This window comes from Kitasatospora azatica KCTC 9699, from assembly GCF_000744785.1.
GTDB lineage: Bacteria > Actinomycetota > Actinomycetes > Streptomycetales > Streptomycetaceae > Kitasatospora > Kitasatospora azatica.
This window is the reverse complement of record NZ_JQMO01000003.1, coordinates 4,358,518-4,373,884: the sequence shown is the minus strand read 5'-3', so window position 1 is coordinate 4,373,884 and position 15,367 is coordinate 4,358,518. Positions and strand designations below refer to the sequence as shown.

At 74.3% G+C, this 15,367-nt stretch carries 15 protein-coding genes; 10 read left to right on the top strand and 5 right to left on the bottom strand.

Annotated features, from left to right (window positions below; translation table 11 throughout):
- Positions 1 to 7: 7 nt before the first annotated feature.
- From BR98_RS30110 to BR98_RS30100, 3 genes are all read right to left on the bottom strand, one after another.
- Positions 8 to 1,336, bottom strand: a complete 1,329-nt coding sequence (locus tag BR98_RS30110) for a glycosyltransferase family 4 protein (RefSeq protein ID WP_083977150.1) — start codon at positions 1,334 to 1,336, stop codon at positions 8 to 10.
- Positions 1,337 to 1,439: 103 nt separating this feature from the next.
- The gene (locus BR98_RS30105; protein ID WP_051970419.1) at positions 1,440 to 2,201 is read right to left on the bottom strand and encodes a hypothetical protein; all 762 of its coding nucleotides are present in this window, start codon (positions 2,199 to 2,201) and stop codon (positions 1,440 to 1,442) included.
- A gap of 118 nt (positions 2,202 to 2,319) precedes the next feature.
- Entirely contained in the window at positions 2,320 to 3,006 is a 687-nt protein-coding gene (locus tag BR98_RS30100; RefSeq protein ID WP_035849676.1) for a Crp/Fnr family transcriptional regulator, read from the bottom strand.
- 185 nt (positions 3,007 to 3,191) lie between these two features.
- On the opposite strand from BR98_RS30100, the gene BR98_RS30095 reads away from it, so the two are divergent.
- Genes BR98_RS30095 through BR98_RS30075 form a run of 5 tightly spaced genes read left to right on the top strand, consistent with a single transcriptional unit; the run spans position 3,192 to position 8,506 of the window.
- The gene (locus BR98_RS30095) at positions 3,192 to 4,403 is read left to right on the top strand and encodes a prenyltransferase/squalene oxidase repeat-containing protein (protein WP_035849674.1); all 1,212 of its coding nucleotides are present in this window, start codon (positions 3,192 to 3,194) and stop codon (positions 4,401 to 4,403) included.
- Entirely contained in the window at positions 4,400 to 5,017 is a 618-nt protein-coding gene (locus tag BR98_RS41660; protein ID WP_035849671.1) for an SCO2322 family protein, read from the top strand. Before BR98_RS30095 ends, BR98_RS41660 begins: the two co-directional genes overlap by 4 nt.
- On the top strand, positions 5,014 to 6,105 hold the full coding sequence (locus tag BR98_RS30085; protein ID WP_035849667.1) for a CbiQ family ECF transporter T component: 1,092 nt from the start codon (positions 5,014 to 5,016) through the stop codon (positions 6,103 to 6,105). The genes BR98_RS41660 and BR98_RS30085 overlap by 4 nt, the downstream gene beginning before the upstream one ends.
- Complete coding sequence (locus BR98_RS30080) at positions 6,102 to 7,721, top strand: ABC transporter ATP-binding protein (RefSeq protein ID WP_035849664.1); 1,620 nt, start codon at positions 6,102 to 6,104, stop codon at positions 7,719 to 7,721. The genes BR98_RS30085 and BR98_RS30080 overlap by 4 nt, the downstream gene beginning before the upstream one ends.
- A complete protein-coding gene (locus BR98_RS30075; protein ID WP_035849661.1) occupies positions 7,718 to 8,506 on the top strand; it encodes an ECF transporter S component in 789 nt (262 codons plus the stop codon). The genes BR98_RS30080 and BR98_RS30075 overlap by 4 nt, the downstream gene beginning before the upstream one ends.
- Here BR98_RS30075 and BR98_RS30070 read toward each other — a convergent pair.
- Complete coding sequence (locus tag BR98_RS30070; protein WP_035849658.1) at positions 8,481 to 8,930, bottom strand: MarR family winged helix-turn-helix transcriptional regulator; 450 nt, start codon at positions 8,928 to 8,930, stop codon at positions 8,481 to 8,483. The genes BR98_RS30075 and BR98_RS30070 overlap by 26 nt on opposite strands.
- 110 nt (positions 8,931 to 9,040) lie before the next feature.
- On the opposite strand from BR98_RS30070, the gene BR98_RS30065 reads away from it, so the two are divergent.
- The 4 genes from BR98_RS30065 (at position 9,041) to BR98_RS30050 (ending at position 12,236) form a co-directional block, all read left to right on the top strand.
- The gene (locus BR98_RS30065) at positions 9,041 to 9,289 is read left to right on the top strand and encodes an SCO4226 family nickel-binding protein (protein WP_035849655.1); all 249 of its coding nucleotides are present in this window, start codon (positions 9,041 to 9,043) and stop codon (positions 9,287 to 9,289) included.
- 173 nt (positions 9,290 to 9,462) lie between these two features.
- The gene (locus BR98_RS30060) at positions 9,463 to 10,074 is read left to right on the top strand and encodes an HAD family hydrolase (RefSeq protein WP_035849652.1); all 612 of its coding nucleotides are present in this window, start codon (positions 9,463 to 9,465) and stop codon (positions 10,072 to 10,074) included.
- A gap of 75 nt (positions 10,075 to 10,149) precedes the next feature.
- The gene (locus BR98_RS30055) at positions 10,150 to 10,710 is read left to right on the top strand and encodes a LemA family protein (protein WP_035849648.1); all 561 of its coding nucleotides are present in this window, start codon (positions 10,150 to 10,152) and stop codon (positions 10,708 to 10,710) included.
- Positions 10,710 to 12,236: a DUF2207 family protein gene (locus BR98_RS30050; protein ID WP_035849645.1), complete on the top strand. Its 1,527-nt coding sequence runs from the start codon at positions 10,710 to 10,712 to the stop codon at positions 12,234 to 12,236. The genes BR98_RS30055 and BR98_RS30050 overlap by 1 nt, the downstream gene beginning before the upstream one ends.
- Here BR98_RS30050 and BR98_RS30045 read toward each other — a convergent pair.
- The gene (locus tag BR98_RS30045; RefSeq protein WP_051970417.1) at positions 12,233 to 14,287 is read right to left on the bottom strand and encodes an MFS transporter; all 2,055 of its coding nucleotides are present in this window, start codon (positions 14,285 to 14,287) and stop codon (positions 12,233 to 12,235) included. The two genes, BR98_RS30050 and BR98_RS30045, sit on opposite strands and share 4 nt — an antisense overlap.
- 175 nt (positions 14,288 to 14,462) lie before the next feature.
- Between BR98_RS30045 and BR98_RS30040 the strand changes: the two genes are divergently transcribed.
- Positions 14,463 to 15,365 (top strand): peptidoglycan-binding domain-containing protein, encoded by a 903-nt coding sequence (locus tag BR98_RS30040; RefSeq protein WP_035849642.1) that lies wholly within the window; start codon positions 14,463 to 14,465, stop codon positions 15,363 to 15,365.
- Positions 15,366 to 15,367: the final 2 nt, after the last annotated feature.

Genomic DNA, 15,367 nt, shown 5'->3' with positions numbered 1-15,367 from the left:
GTCGGGCTCAGACGTAGCGCCAGCCGGGCCCGGAGCGGGCCCGCCGCCCGGCTCCGGTGGCGATCGCCGCCCGGTAGCGGTCCGCGGTCTGCTCGGCGGCCCGTTCCCAGGTGAAGTGGGCCAGCACCCGCTCGCGGCCGGCGGCGCCGAGCCTGGCGCGCAGTTCGGGGTCGTCGAGGAGTCGGCCGAGCGCGCCCGCCAGCGCGCCCGCGTCGCCCGGCGGCACTGCCAGGCAGGTCTCGCCGTCCGGGCCCGCGACCTCGGGGATCGCACCACCGGTGGTGGCGACCAGCGGGGTGCCGGTGGCCATCGCCTCGGCGGCCGGCAGCGAGAAGCCCTCGTACAGAGAGGGCACGCAGGCCACCTCGGCGGAGCGGAACAGGTCGACCATCTGCTGGTCCGTCAGGCCGGTGCGGAACTCGACGTACGGCTCCAGGCCGAACCGCTTCACAGCGTCCGCGACCGGTCCCTCGCCCTGCTTCTTGCAGACCACCACGAGGTGCGCCTCGCGCTCGGTACGGACCTTGGCCAGTGCCTCGATCAGGTAGACCAGGCCCTTGAGCGGCACGTCCGCACTGGAGGTGGTGACGATCCGTCCGGGCACCACCGGCACCTCGGCCGAGGGCGACCAGAGCCGGGTGTCGGCGCCGATCGGCACCACCGAGACGTTGCCCGGGGCGGAGCCAAGCTGCTCGACGATCCCGGTCTTGGAGCTGCCGGAGACGGTGATGATGTGCTCGAGGCGGGCCGCGACCCGGCGCTGCATCCGGGTGAAGGCGTACCAGCGGCGCAGCGAGAGCCGCTTCAGCCGGGTGGTGGCCGCCGCCAGCTCCAGCCGGCGGTCCTCGGTGACCGGGTGGTGCACCGTGGTGACCAGCGGGAAGCCGTGCCGCTCCAGGCCGAGCAGGCCGTAGCCGAGGGTCTGGTTGTCGTGCACCACGTCGTAGCGGCCCTTGTGCCGGGCCAGGTACTGGCGGGCCCGCAGCGAGAAGGTGAGCGGCTCGGGGAAGCCGCCGGTCCACATGGTGGCGACCTCCAGCAGGTCCACCGGGCCGCGGTACTCCGTCAGGGCCGGGGTGCGGAACGGGTCGTCGGACCGGTAGAGGTCCAGGCTGGGCAGCTCCACCAGGCGCACCGAGCCGGGTCCGTCGACCTCGTCCAGCGCCGGGAAGGGCTGTGCGCCGATCACGTCGACCTGGTGGCCGAGCCGGGCCAGCTCGCGCGAGAGGTGCCGGACGTAGACGCCCTGGCCGCCGCAGAACGGGTCGCCCCGGTAGGAGAGCAGCGCGATCCGCAGCGGACGCCGGTCGGCTGTGGAGGGTGGCTGCCCCGTCATGGTCGGCCCCTTCTGCCCACGCCCACCGGGCCGAGCGTGTGAACACTGAGAGACCTCGAAGATACCGGCCCGTAGCTTTCCATTCGGAGCCGGGGAAGGTGATTCACGCCACGCCGGTTTCCTCCGCGGCCCACGGCCCGTGCGCCGACCGGTCGGTGGGGTCTTGCGCAGGGTCGTCCGGCTGCCGGCCGGGAGTCGGGTCAGGGCCCGGCTCCCGGTCCGGCGCCGTCCCCCGCCCCCGTGCCGAGGCTGCCTCCGGCTCCACCCCCGTAGGAGCCGAAAACAGCGTCGGCACGGGGACCCCCGGGAGGTGGAACCAGACCGTCCGGTCCCCCTCGGGTAGTCGTGTCCGGCGCGCCTGGAAGTGTCGGGCCGCGGTCCGGTCGCCGCCCTCGGCCGTCCATTCGGCGAAGAGCGCCCCGCTCACCGCCACCAGCAACGGCGCCGCCGGGGAGGCCCGCAGCAGGCGCCTGGCCTCCTCGCCGTTGCCGATCCGGCAGGCCAGGTCGACGGCCCGGCCGGTGCGACCGCAGGCGTCGACGGTGACCGGTCCGGCGTGCAGGCCCACGCGCAGCCGCAGTACCTCGCGGGCGTTGCGGTTGGCGGCGCGCAGGTTCTGGTAGAGGTAGGCCGGCCAGTCGTCGAGGAGCTGCCGCAGCGCCACGGTGGGGGCCAGGACGAAGAGGATGCCGTCGCCGCGGTCCTCGCGGTGCACCTGGGACTCGGCGATGCCGGCCCGGTTGAGTGCCTCACCGCAGACCCGGTACAGCTGCGCGCGGACCGCCGGGGGGAGCTGGTCGGTCGGCCGCCCGGAGTCCTGCACCTCCAGGTTGATCACGAAGCCGAACCTCGCCTGGTCAGCCATGCCGTCCCCTGCCTGAGTCGATTACCGGGCCGGCAACCAGCGTGACAACCGCGCGACACTCGCGCTGTAACCGTTTACTCACCCCGCCGCGCTCAATCGACCCGCTCGGCCGACCCGCTCAGCCCTGCGCCAGCAGCCGCAGCGGCTCCAGTTCCAGCACCACCAGCGTGCCCGGCCCGGTGCGGACCAGCCCCTGCTCGCGCAGCAGCCGCAGTGCCTTGGCCACCGCCTCGCGGGTGGCGCCGACCGCTGCCGCCAGCTCGCTCTGCGGCAGCGGCAGGCGGATCTCCACCGGACCGGCGCCGGGCTCGGGCGGGCGGCCGGTGCGGTCGGCCAGCTCCACCAGCCGCGCGGACAGTCGGCGCAGCACGGTCAGCGAGGCCAGCGCCCGCCGCTCGTGGTCGGCGCCGCGCAGCCGGTCCGCGAGCTGGGCCAGCACCAGCGCGGTGGCGTACGGGCGGGCGGCGATGAACTGGCGGAACCGTTCGCCGGGGACCAGCAGGCCGTCCACCGGGCCGAGCGCGTTCACCGAGGCGCTGCGCGGGTGCGGGTCCAGCGCCGCCATCTCGCCGACCAGCTCGCCGGTGCTGCGCAGCCCCAGGATCACCTTGCCGCCCCGCTCGGTGGCCAGCCAGACCGTGCACCAGCCGCTGAGCAGCAGCACCAGGTGGCTGCCGGTCTCGCCCTCGCGCAGCAGTACGGCGCCGGGGTCGAACCGCCTGGTCGCACCGAGCGCGCCGAGCGCCGTCCGGTCGGCGGGAGTGAGCCGTCCCAGGAAGGTCTGACGCTCCCCGAACAGCGCCATCGACCGGCTCCTCACTGGCGGTCCGTCAGTTCGCAGGGGTCACAGTGCGGTTGCGAGGGAGAGTGTAGATCGGGTGACCGGCCCCGGACAGTTCGGTGCGGGCATCGGTTCGATCACGGCCGTACCCGGCGGTTAGAGTCGATCGCCCGTTGTCCGGTTGTCCACCGAAAGGTCCGCGTACCGCCATGCTGACGCCCGCCCGTACCGGCGCCGCCGTTCTCGCCGCCCTGCTGCTGGGCGGCCTCGCCGCCGGCCCCGCGCTGGCCGACGCCTCCGCGACGGCGTCCCCCGTGGCGCCGCCGGCCGCGCTCTACGGCAAGGGCGACCCGACCTACGACGGCGTCTGGCGGCAGTCGCTGGCGCTCACCGCGCTGAGCAGCGCCAAGGTGACGCCGGCCGCGGCGGCGGTGGACTGGCTGACCGGGCAGCAGTGCGCGGACGGCGGCTGGCCCTCGTTCCGGGCCGACACCGGCGCCGCCTGCACGGCCGCCACCGAGGACAGCAACGCGACCTCGCTGGCCGTGCAGGCACTGGTCGCGCTCGGCGGACACCAGGCGGCCGTGGACAAGGGCGTGGACTGGCTCAAGGCGAACCAGAACAGTGACGGCAGCTGGGCGTACAACCCCGGCAACCCCGGTGACGCCGACTCCACCGGCCTTGCGGTCAGCGCGCTGCGGGCCGCCAAGCTGGACCCGGGCACCGTGGCGAAGTCCGGCCGGACCGGGCAGCAGGCGCTCGCCGCACTGCAGTTGGGCTGCGAGACGGCGGCCGACCAGCGGGGCGCGCTGGCCTACCAGGCGACGGCGGGCAGCCCGCTGAGCGCCAACGCGCTGGCCACCGCGCAGGCCACGCTGGCGCTGGCCGGCGGCGCGCTGCCGGTGCCGGCCAGCAGCCCGGACGGGACCGCTCCGAAGGCGCTGGAGTGCGGCGGCTCGGTCTCCCCCGCCGAGGGCGCCTCGGCGTACCTGGCCGGGCAGTTGACGGCCAACGGGCAGCACCTGATGCTGGCCATGCCCGGCGCCACCCCGACGCCCGACTTCGCCGCCACCTCCTGGGCGGTGCTGAGCCTGGTCCGGGCCGGACACCCGACGCAGGCCGCCGGCGCGGTGGACTGGCTGTCGGCCAACGGCGGCTCCTGGGCGAAGGGCCCGGCCGGCCCGGACGCCGCCGCCACCGCGACGCTGATCCTGGCCGCCCAGGCCGCCGGCCGCGACCCGCACTCCTTCGCCGGCACCGACCTGGTCAAGCAGCTCACCGAGGCCGGCCCCGCCCCGAAGGCCGCCGAGACCAAGAAGGCGAGCGGCGGCTTCTCGAAGCTGTGGATGATCGGTGTGGGCCTGCTGATCGGCGCCGGCGGCGGGCTGGCCCTCAGCGTGAACCGCAAGCGCGGCCTGTGACCCGCACCCGCCTGCTGATACCGGTGCTGCTGGCGGCGGCCGTGCTGGCTGCCGCGGCGCCCGCGCAGGCGGCGGCCTACCGGTACTGGTCGTTCTGGCGCTGGACCGGGGCCGGCTGGGCCTACCAGCAGCAGGGGCCGGCGACCTATCTGCCGCCCGACGGCTCGGTGGACGGCTGGCGGTTCGCACTCAGCCCCGACGGCGGGCGGGACGCCGCCCGGCCGGACGGCGGTGGGGAGTTCGCCGTCCTGTGCGCCAACACCCCGGCACGGGACGGGTTCAAACGGGTCGGGGTGCTGCTGGACTTCGGCACCCGGGCTGACGCGCCGTCAACTGCGATACCGCCCATCGCTCGCACCGCCTGCGCCCAGGTCCGCAGCGGGGCCAGCTCGGCCGAGGTGCTGGCCGCCGCGGCCCCGCCGCTGCGCTACGACAGCAACGGCATGCTCTGCGCCATCGCCGGCTACCCGGCCGCCGGCTGCGGCGAGGTGCTGAGCGGCGCCGCCCCGGCGCGGCCGCGCGGCACCCCGATGCTCCCGCTGCCCGCGGCCCTCGCGCTGATCGGCGCGCTGGCCCTCGGCGCCGGGTACCGAGCCCGTCGGCGGTCGGCGTGACCGGCCCCCGCCAGCTGCACCCCGCCGCCTGGTGGCTGTGGGCCCTCGGGCTGGCCGCGGCCGCCTCCCGCACCAGCAACCCGCTGCTGCTCCTGCTGATCGTCGCGGTCGCCGGCTACGTGGTCACCGCCCGCCGCACCGACGCGCCCTGGTCCCGCTCCTATGCGGGCTTCCTGCGGCTCGGATTGGCCGTACTGGCCCTGCGACTGCTCTTCACGCTGCTGCTCGGCTCCCCGGTCGCCGGCACCCACACCGTCCTGACGCTCCCTCAACTTCCGCTGCCCGGTTGGGCCCAGGGGGTCAGGATCGGCGGCCGGGTGACGCTGGAGGCGCTGCTCTTCACGCTCTACGACGGACTGCGACTGGCCACCCTGCTGATCTGCGTGGGCGCCGCGAACGCCCTGGCCTCCCCCGCCCGGCTGCTCAAGCTGCTGCCCGGCGCGCTCTACGAGGTCGGCGTGGCGGTGGTGGTCGCCACCTCCTTCGCGCCGAACCTGATCGCGGACGTCCAACGGCTGCGCGCCGCCCGCCGGTTGCGCGGGCGCCCGGACCGGGGGCTGCGCTCGGTGCTCAGCGTCGGCCTGCCGGTGCTGGAGAGCGCGCTGGAACGCTCGATCTCGCTGGCCGCCGCGATGGAGACCCGTGGCTTCGGCCGCACCGCGCCGGTTCCCCGTGCTGTGGCCCGGGCCACCACCGCGCTCACCCTGGCGGGCCTGCTCGGCCTGTGCGCGGCGGCCTACGGGCTGCTCACCGCCGACGGCGCGCCGTGGGCGGTCCCCGTGCTGGCCGCCGGCCTCGCGGCGAGCGCGGGCGGGCTGGCGCTGGGCAGTCGGCGCACCGTCCGCACCCGCTACCGCCCGGACCCCTGGGCCTGGCCGGAGTGGCTGGTCGCGGGCTCGGGCCTGGCGGCCGGTGCGGGCGTGATCCTGCTGGCCGGCCGCTTCCCCGCCGCCTTCGCGCCCTCGGTGGTCCCGCCGACCGCACCGGGGCTCCCCCTGCTAGCCGCCCTCGCCGTCCTGCTCGGCCTGCTGCCCGCAGTGGCCGCACCTCCACCGCCCGTTCTGCTTGGGAAGGCCGACCGCCCGTGATCACCTTCGACCAGGTCTCGGTGCACTACCCGGACGCCGCCGAACCCGCCCTGAGCGGCCTGGACCTGACCGTCCCCGAGGGTGAACTCTGCCTGCTGGTCGGCCCGTCCGGCTCCGGCAAGTCCACCCTGCTCGGCGCGGTCAGCGGCCTGGTCCCGCACTTCACCGGCGGCACCCTGCACGGCCGGGTCACGGTGGCCGGCCGCGACACCCGCGAGCACCGGCCGCGCGATCTGGCCGACCTGGTCGGCAGCGTCGGCCAGGACCCGGGCGGGCACTTCGTCACCGACACGGTGGAGGAGGAACTCGCCTACGGCATGGAGTCCCTGGGCCTGGCCCCGGCCGTGATGCGGCGCCGGGTGGAGGAGACGCTCGACCTGCTGGGCCTGGCCGAGCTGCGCAGCCGCCCGCTCGCCGCCCTCTCCGGCGGGCAGCGGCAACGGGTGGCGATCGGGTCGGTGCTCACCGTGCACCCGAAGGTCCTGGTGCTGGACGAGCCCACCTCCGCGCTGGACCCGGGCGCGGCCGAGGAGGTGCTCGCGGTGGTGCAGCGCCTGGTGCACGACCTCGGCACCACCGTGCTGATGGCCGAACACCGGCTGGAGCGGGTGGTCCAGTACGCCGACCAGGTGCTGCTGCTGCCCGGCGACGGCCGACCCCCGGTCCTCGGCGAGCCGGCCGCGGTGCTCTCGCAGTCCCCGGTGGTCCCGCCGGTGGTGGGCCTGGGCCGGCTCGCGGGCTGGTCGCCGCTGCCGCTCTCGGTCCGCGACGCCCGGCGCCTGGCCGCCCCGCTGCGGGCCCGGCTGGCCGAGGCCGGTCCGCCGGTCGCCCCGGCACGGCCCACCGGTGACCCGGTCGCCGAGACCACCGGACTCACCGTCCGGCGCGGCCCGGTCCCCGCCCTTCGCAACGTCTCGCTGACCCTGCACCCCGGCGAGATCACCGCACTGATGGGCCGCAACGGCGCCGGCAAGTCCACCCTGCTCGGCGCCCTGGCCGGCCTGCACGCCCCGACGTCGGGGAGCGTCCGGGCCGGCGGGCTCACCCCGCACCGGGCCCGTCCGCGCGACTTGGTGCGCCGGGTCGGCCTGGTCCCGCAGGACCCGCGCGACCTGCTCTACGCCGAGACCGTCGCCGCCGAATGCGCCGCCGCAGACCAGGACGCCGGGGCCGCGCCGGGCAGCTGCCGGGCGCTGCTGGACCGGCTGCTGCCCGGGCCGGCCGAGCAGACCCACCCGCGTGACCTCTCCGAGGGCCAACGCCTCACCCTGGCACTGGCGGTGGTGCTGACCGCCCGCCCGGCGCTGCTCCTGCTGGACGAGCCCACCCGTGGCCTGGACTACCTGGCCAAGGCCCGCCTGGTGGAGATCCTCGACGCGCTGGCCGCCGCCGGCCACGCGATCCTGCTGGCCACCCACGACGTCGAGCTGGCCGCCGAACTCGCGCACCGCACGGTGGTGTTGGCCGACGGCGAGATCGTCGCGGACGGCCCCTCGGCCGAGGTGGTGCTGGCCTCTCCGGTCTACGCGCCACAGGTGGCCAAGGTACTGGCCCCCGAACCATGGCTGACGGTCCGTCAAGTCAGTGACGCGCTCGGGACGGTGGCCGCGCAGTGACCCGACTCGGCCCGCGTTCGACCGCCGTCCTGGCGCTCACCACGCTCTTCGGCCTGGCCGCCTTCGGCTGGCCGCTGCTCGCCTCCCCGCACTCCGCGCTGGTCGGCCACGCCGGCGACGCGCCCTGGCTGTTCACCCTGCTGCTGCCACTGCTGCTGGCCGTGCTGGTCGCCCAGATCGCCGAATCCGGGCTGGACCCGAAGACCGTCGCCCTGCTCGGCGTGCTCGCCGCCGCCGGCGCGGCGCTGCGTCCGCTGGGCGCCGGGACGGCGGGTCTGGAGCCGATGTTCTTCCTGATCGTGCTGGCGGGGCGGGTGCTCGGCGCCGCCAACGGGTTCGTGCTCGGCGCGGTCACCATGCTGGCCTCCGCGCTGCTCACCGGCGGTGTCGGGCCCTGGCTGCCGTTCCAGATGCTCGCGATGGGGTGGGTCTGCCTGGGGGCCGGCCTGCTCCCGGCCCCCGGCACGCTGCGCGGCCGCCGCGAACTGGTGCTGCTGGCCGGCTACGGCGCCGGCTCCGCCGTGCTCTACGGGACGATCATGAATCTGCAGGGCTGGCCCTACATCGGCGGCCTGGGCAGCTCGGTCGCCTTCGTTCCCGGCGACCCGCTGACCGCCAACCTCCCCCGGTTCGCGGGCTACTGCCTGACCACCTCGCTCGGCTGGGACCTGCCCCGCGCGGCGCTGACCGCCGTGCTCTGCCTCACCGTCGGCGCCCCGGTGCTGCGCACCCTGCGGCGCGCCACCCGCCGCGCGGCCTTCACCGCACCGACCGGGTCTGGCTGACCAGGGCCGAGGTGGCCCGGTCCAGCAGCTCGCACAGGATCGTGTACTCGGTCGGTCGGAACGACTCGGTGAGCTCGCTCTCCAGCGTGAACACGTCCTGGTAGGCCCGCTTCAGCACTGCGCGACCGGCCTCCGTCAGGTCCGTGACCAGCACCTTCGCATGTGCGGGCGAGGTCTCGCGGCGGATCAGGTCCTTGTTCTGCAGGGTGCCGAGCACCGTGGCCATGCTCTGCTGGCTGACCCCGCAGGACCGGGCCAGCTGGGCGCCGGAGAGCCCGGCCTCGCGGGACAGGGTGAGCAGCACCGTGTACTGCGTCATGGTGAGTCCGTAGCCGCGCAGGACTGCCTCGTGATGGGCCATCAGCGCCTGCTCGGCCCGGCGGATCCGCGTGCACAGGTGCTCCGCCCCCGGGATCTGAGTCATGGGCTCAGGATACTGATCCAGTGGCCGCTCCCGGCCCATTGGGCGCAGGCTGGAGGTACCACGGTCCGGCACCGTATCCGGACCGGCGAAACGACGGAGGTGCCACTGCCATGGCCACCTTCATGGACGTCCACCACGGCATGACCGGCATCACGGCCGAGCAGCTCGCCGCCGCCCACCGGGCCGACCTGGCCATCGAGAAGGAGGAGAACGTCCACTTCAAGCAGGCCTGGGCCGACCCGGACTCGGGCGTCGTCTACTGCCTCTCCGAAGCCCCCTCGATGGAAGCCGTGCAACGCATCCACGAGCGCGCCGGCCACCGCGCCGACGAGATCCACCCGGTGCCGCTCTCGGTCTGACCGCCGACTGAGCGCTGACCCGGCGCTGGCTCAGCGCCCGCCAGCCGGACCTGGGCGGGCGGGACGTCGTGCGCCCGGGCGACGGCGAGCACCTGCCGTCGCTCCGGGTGGGTGCGCCCTGTTCCCGCCCCTCGCCGGCGATGAGCTGTGCCACGGCGTGGTATGCAACAGGGGTGCCCACTGAGAAGACCACCGCCTTCGACGCCGTCCTGTGCGACCTGGACGACGTGATCCGCTTCTTCGACCACTCCGAACTGGCCCGCCGGGAGGCCGCCCTGGGCCTGCCGGCCGGGCGCACCATGGCAGCCGCCTTCGCGCCGCCACACGGGCGGGCGCTGGTGCTCGGGCAGTTGACCAAGGAGGAGTGGACGGCCGCCATGGTCAACGAGCTGCCGAAGGAACTGACGCCCAGTCAGGCCATGGCGCTCGCGGGCGCCTTCATCGAGGCACCGTCGCACGCCGACCGGACGGTGGTGGACCTGCTGCGCCGGGCCCGGACCCGCTACCGCCTGCTGTTGGTCACCAACGCCACGCCCTGGCTGGACCAGGACCTCGCCCGCATCGGCCTCGCGGACCTGGCCGACGAGGTGGTCAACAGCTCCGCCGTCGGCGCCGCCAAACCCGACCCGCTGATCTACCGGATCGCCGCCGACCGCGCCGGCGTCCCCGCCGAGCGCTGTCTCTTCGTGGACGACCGCCTGTCGAACGTCGAGGCCGCCCGCGACCTGGGCATGAGCGGTCTGCACTACCGGGGGCCGGCCGAGCTGAGCACGCTGCTGACCTGAGCGGATTCCCGTTTGACGATGCCCCTAGGATCACGTCGAACAGTCAGCTGAAGGTATCTCGGGGGTGTCGGCACCATGGGTGTCATCGTTGGTGCGGTCATAGCGGTCCTGGTGCTCGCCCTGGTCGGCTGGGTGGCCCGGATCCACAACCGGCTGGTGCGGCTGCGCAACCAGACCCAGGCCTCGTGGGCGCAGATCGACGTGCAGCTCAAGCGGCGGCTCGACCTGATCCCCAACCTGGTGGAGACCACCCGGGGGTACGCGGAGCACGAGCGGTCCACCTTCGAGGCGGTCGCCGCCGCGCGGTCGAGCGCCGCGGTGGAGGGGCTAGGCGCTACCGACCGGGCGGCCGCGGAGCAACTCCTCAGCAGCAGCCTGGCCCAGCTGCTGGCGCTCGGTGAGGCCTACCCGGCGCTGAAGGCGGACGGGCGGTTCGCGAAGCTGCAGTCGGAACTGGCCACCGCCGAGGACAAGATCGCCTACGCCCGGCAGTTCTTCAACAGCGCCGTGCAGAGCTACAACACCGCGCTGGAGACCTTCCCCGCCAATCTGGTGGCCGGGTTCGGCGCGCACGCGCCCAAGGAGTACTTCGAGGCCGAGGCCGCCGCGCAGGAACCGGTGCGGGTCGAGTTCTGATGTCCTTCGTCGCCCAACTCAACTGGGCGGGCGCGGCGTTCACGGTGCTCTGGCTGCTGGGCCTCGGCGCCGCGCTACTGCTCACCCGCAACGGCACCGTACGTCCGCAGCCCGCCTCCCAGGAGCTCGGCCCGCAGCCCGAGTCGCCGGCCGTGGTCAGTCTGATCGGCAGCGGCTGGCGGTCGGTGCGGCACGCCGCCGCGGCCACCCTGCTCGACCTCGCCGCGCGCGGGGCGCTCGAACTGCGCCAGCCCGGCAACGATCCCGCCCAGAGCACCATTCACCTGACGAACCGTCAACTCCCCCAGCTGACACCGTACGAGCAGCGGGTGCTGGCGCGGGTCGCGGAACGGGCCGGCAGCGCCGGCGCGCCGATCGGCGCGATGGCGTTCCGCGGTGAGAAGAGCGCGAACACCTGGAACTCCGCGCTGCGCCGGGAGATCGTGGCCGAGGCCCGGCTGCGCGGGCTCTCCCGACCGCGGCTGCGCACACCGCTGGTCAACACGATGCTGCTGACCAGCCTGCTGCCGGGCGCGCTGTTCGGCCTGGCCGTGGTGGTCGGCGGGCACGGGGTGCGGGCGGCGGTCTTCGTCGGCGGGGCGCCGGTGGTGGCCCTGTGCGCGCTGCTGGTCCGCTTCGGCCTGGTGGAACGCTCCACCGAGGCGGGGCTGGTCCGGGCCGGGCACTGGGCGGGCCTGCACTCCTGGCTGCGCGCCCACGAGGAGTTCGCCCAACTGCCGCCCGCCTCGGTCGCCCTGTGGGACCGCTACCTGGCCTACGGGACGGCGCTCGGCGTGTCCAGCCGGACCAGTCGGCTGCTCGGCTTCGACGACGGTGACCGCCGCCGGGTCTGGTCGGACTTCGGTGGCCGCTGGCGCCAGGTCCGAGTCCGCTATCCGCTGCTGTGGCCCGGTTACGGTGCCACCGGGCGGCGACTGTTGCGGACGGCGGCCGCGACCGCGGTCATCGCGGTGGGCCTGCTGGCATTCGTCGCACTGCGCTCGGCGGACTGGGCCGCGACCGGCCTCGACGACCCCGGCTACGCCTGGCGCCGGCCGGGTGTGGTGCTGGCCGGCGGCTGGCTCGCGCTGCTGCTGCTCGCGCTCGCGGTGGCCGGGCGGTTCACCCGGCTGACCTTCTTCCTCAGCCTGCTGGGCTTCGTCGCCCTGTACGCCCGGAGCATCCACGGCGGTTTCGCCCACCCGCTGGCCTCCGGCAGCCCGCTGCTCGGCGAGGGCGTCGCGATCGCCGTCTTCGGCGCCGCCACCCTCGGCTACCTCGCGCTCTTCCTGCTCGACCGGCGCCGCCCGGTCACCGTGATCGGCGAGGTGCTGCGGCTGGAGTCCAAGCTGGGCAAGAAGGCCCCCCGCTTCCTCGCACTGGACGAGGGCCGTGGTGATCGGACCGTGGCCTGGGCGCTGCCGCGCGGCACGGCCGGCTACCTGCCGGGCAGCAGGGTACGGCTGTCGGTCTGCCGGGCCACCCGCACCGTCCGCTCCATCGAACCCGCCAACCACGGGTCCTAGAAGGACCGCCCCTCGTTGTGCGGCACGTGCGCGGCGGGGGTGGGGTCGGGGCGCTCGTGCGGGTCGCCGCACAGGTTGTTGCTGAGCCGGGTGAGCAGGTCGGCCAGGTCGGCGAACTGCTTCTCGTCCCAGTCGCCGAGCAGTTGGGACAGCTGGGTGCGCCGGGCCTCGACCAACTGGACGGCGACCCGCTCGCCCGCCTCGGTCAGCCGCATCGGCAGCCCGTTGCGAAACGCCAACCCCCGGCCCTCCACCTCGCGGGCCGCCGCCTCGATCACGCCGGGCGGCACGATCTTGCGCTCCGCCAGTTCGGCCGGTTCCACCGCGCCCTGACGGTGCATCTGCAGCAGCAGCCAGCTGGAGGCCGGCTGCAGGTCCAGGCCGGCCTCGGCGGTGATCCGCCGGTACAGGTCGCGTCGCGCCTCCCGGCTGCTCAGCACCGCCAGCGCCCGGCCGATCTCGTCCACCGAGCTGCGCTCCACCGGGTTCATGCCGATCGACTCGCCGAGGTCCGGCGCGGTCACCGAGGCCCGCAGCGGCTGTTCCTTGATGAAGAGGGAGAGCACGAAGGCCGCCAGGGCGATCGGCGCGGCGTACAGGAAGACGCGTGAGATCGAGGTCGCGTACGCGTGCAGCACGCTGTTCGCGACGGCCGACGGCAGGGTGTGGATGACGCGCGGGTCGGCGGTGATGGTGCCGGGGCTGAAGCCGGCCGGCAGCTGGACTCCGCGCAGCGCGTCGGTGAGGCGGTGGTTGAGCCCGGTGGTGAAGATGGTGCCGAAGATCGAGACGCCGAAGGAGGCGCCGATCGAACGGAAGAAGGTGGCGGCGGCGGTGGCCACCCCGAGGTCCTGGTAGCCGACCGAGTTCTGCACGATCAGCACCAGCACCTGCAGCACCAGGCCCAGCCCCAGGCCGAAGACCAGGAAGTACAGGCTCATCACGGTGGTGGAGGTGGTCTCGGTGAGCCGGGAGAGCAGCAGCAGACCCACCGTCACCACGGCCGTGCCGGCGATCGGGAAGACCCGGTAGCGGCCGGTGCGGGCGACGATCTGGCCCGAGCCGATCGAGGTGACCAGCATGCCCAGCACCATCGGCAGCATGTGCACCCCGGACATGGTGGGCGAGACGCCCTGCACCACCTGCAGGAAGGTCGGCAGGTAGGTGAGCGCGCCGAACATCGCGAAGCCGACCACGAAGGAGATCACCGCGACCAGGCTGAAGGTGCGTGAGGCGAACAGCCGTGGCGGCAGCACGGCCTCCTCGGCCCGGCGCTCGACCAGTACGAACAGGACCAGCAGCAGCACGCCGAGCACACCCAGGCCGATGATCTGCCAGGAGCCCCAGTCGTAGGTCACGCCGCCGAGCGAGGTCATCAGCACGAAGCAGGTGGCCACCGAGGCGATCAGCACGATGCCCGGGTAGTCGATCCGGTGCTTCTTCTTCACCTCGACGCTGTGCAGCACCAGCGCGATCGCGACCAGGGCCACCGCGCCGATCGGCAGGTTGATGTAGAACACCCAGCGCCAGGACAGTTGGTCGACGAAGAAGCCGCCGAGCAGCGGGCCGAGCACGCTGGTGGCGCCGAAGACGGCGCCGAACAGGCCCTGGTACTTGCCCCGGTCGCGCGGTGGCACCAGGTCGCCGACGATCGCCTGGGTGAGCACGATCAGGCCGCCGCCGCCCAGGCCCTGCAGCGCGCGGAAGGCGATCAGCTCGCCCATGTTCTGCGCGATGCCGCAGAGCGCCGAGCCGATCAGGAAGATCACGATGGAGGCCTGGAAGAACCGCTTCCGGCCGTACATGTCGCCGAGCTTGCCCCAGAGCGGGGTGGCGGCGGTGGAGGCGAGCAGATAGGCCGTCACCACCCAGGACAGGTGCTCCAGGCCGCCGAGGTCGCTGACGATGGTGGGCAGTGCGGTGGAGACGATGGTCTGGTCGAGCGCGGCGAGCAGCAGCGCCAGCAGCAGCGCGCTGATCGGCACCCAGAGGTTGTGGACCGGCTGCTGCTGCGGGACCAACGGTGCGGTTTCGGTCGCCGGTTCCGCCATGGCGGGGCCTCCATCTGATGCGCCGTCCGGGTCTCGTCCCTCATCGTGTCAGATTTGTCCGATTATGTGATGGGCGGTTGGGCCATTCGTAAGCCAGGCGGCACTGTTGGGCGGAATCTCTCTGCTGCATAATCGGGCGCGTTCACCGCCCCCACATGTGCAGGAGGACCGGTCCATGCCGGGATTCGACCAGCCAGGCCACGGCCCGGATCCCGATGTGACCGAGACGGCCGTCCTCCCGCACGTCGAGGGCCCGCCGCTGGTCCGCCCGTACGTCGCGGCGCCCGCGACGGGGGTCGAGCAGGACCCGTTCGGCACCACGGTGCTGCCGCCGATGCCCGCCGCCCCACCGGCCGCTCGGACCACCGCGCTGCTGCCGCCCGCCCCGCCCTCGGCCCCACCGCGCGAGCTGGGCCTCTTCCCGATCAGCACCGACCCCGCGCCCACCGGCCGAGCGGCCGCGCGCAAGACCAAGCACCGGCGCCAGGGCCTGATCGCCGCAGCGGGCGCCGGCGTGGTGCTGCTCGGGGTGAGCCTGGCCTTCGCGGTCTCGCCCGGCGCGGACAGCAACCGGCAGGCGTTGCCGGTGCTGCCGACGGGTGCGCCCGAGCCCACCCCGAGCAGCCAGCCGAGCAGTGCCGCGGCCTCCGCCTCGCCGGCCAGCGCCCGGCCGGCCAGCAGCGCACCGGCCACCTCGGCGAGACCGACCACGGCGGCGCCGAAGCCGAAGCCGTCGCCGACCACGGCCGCCGCTCCCCCGCCGCCGTCCGCCAGCCCCACCCCGCCGGCGCCGACCACGCAGGCACCGCCGACCAGCGCGCCGCCGAGCCCGAGCCCGTCCCCCAGCGCGACCCCTCGGACCCTGCAGTACAAGGACACCGGGCCGGACGTGGCGAACCTCCAGGAGCAGCTCTTCGCCGTCGGCTGCTTCGACAGCAACTTCACCTCAGGGACGTACGACAAGGCGACCCGCCAGGCGGTGGGGAACTTCCAGAACTGGAACGCCCTCTGGCAGGAGCCCTGGGGCGTCTACACCCCCGCCACCCGCACCGCCCTCACCTCCGGCAAGAGCTGCTAGGG

Excerpts from the sequence above, each read along its gene's own strand:
- BR98_RS30110 (WP_083977150.1), bottom strand. The coding sequence starts at position 1,336 with ATGACGGGGCAGCCACCCTCCACAGCCGACCGGCGTCCGCTGCGGATC.
- BR98_RS30105 (WP_051970419.1), bottom strand. The coding sequence starts at position 2,201 with ATGGCTGACCAGGCGAGGTTCGGCTTCGTGATCAACCTGGAGGTGCAG.
- BR98_RS30100 (WP_035849676.1), bottom strand. The coding sequence starts at position 3,006 with ATGGCGCTGTTCGGGGAGCGTCAGACCTTCCTGGGACGGCTCACTCCC.
- BR98_RS30095 (WP_035849674.1), top strand. The coding sequence starts at position 3,192 with ATGCTGACGCCCGCCCGTACCGGCGCCGCCGTTCTCGCCGCCCTGCTG.
- BR98_RS30070 (WP_035849658.1), bottom strand. The coding sequence starts at position 8,930 with ATGACTCAGATCCCGGGGGCGGAGCACCTGTGCACGCGGATCCGCCGG.
- BR98_RS30065 (WP_035849655.1), top strand. The coding sequence starts at position 9,041 with ATGGCCACCTTCATGGACGTCCACCACGGCATGACCGGCATCACGGCC.
- BR98_RS30055 (WP_035849648.1), top strand. The coding sequence starts at position 10,150 with ATGGGTGTCATCGTTGGTGCGGTCATAGCGGTCCTGGTGCTCGCCCTG.
- BR98_RS30050 (WP_035849645.1), top strand. The coding sequence starts at position 10,710 with ATGTCCTTCGTCGCCCAACTCAACTGGGCGGGCGCGGCGTTCACGGTG.
- BR98_RS30045 (WP_051970417.1), bottom strand. The coding sequence starts at position 14,287 with ATGGCGGAACCGGCGACCGAAACCGCACCGTTGGTCCCGCAGCAGCAG.
- BR98_RS30040 (WP_035849642.1), top strand. The coding sequence starts at position 14,463 with ATGCCGGGATTCGACCAGCCAGGCCACGGCCCGGATCCCGATGTGACC.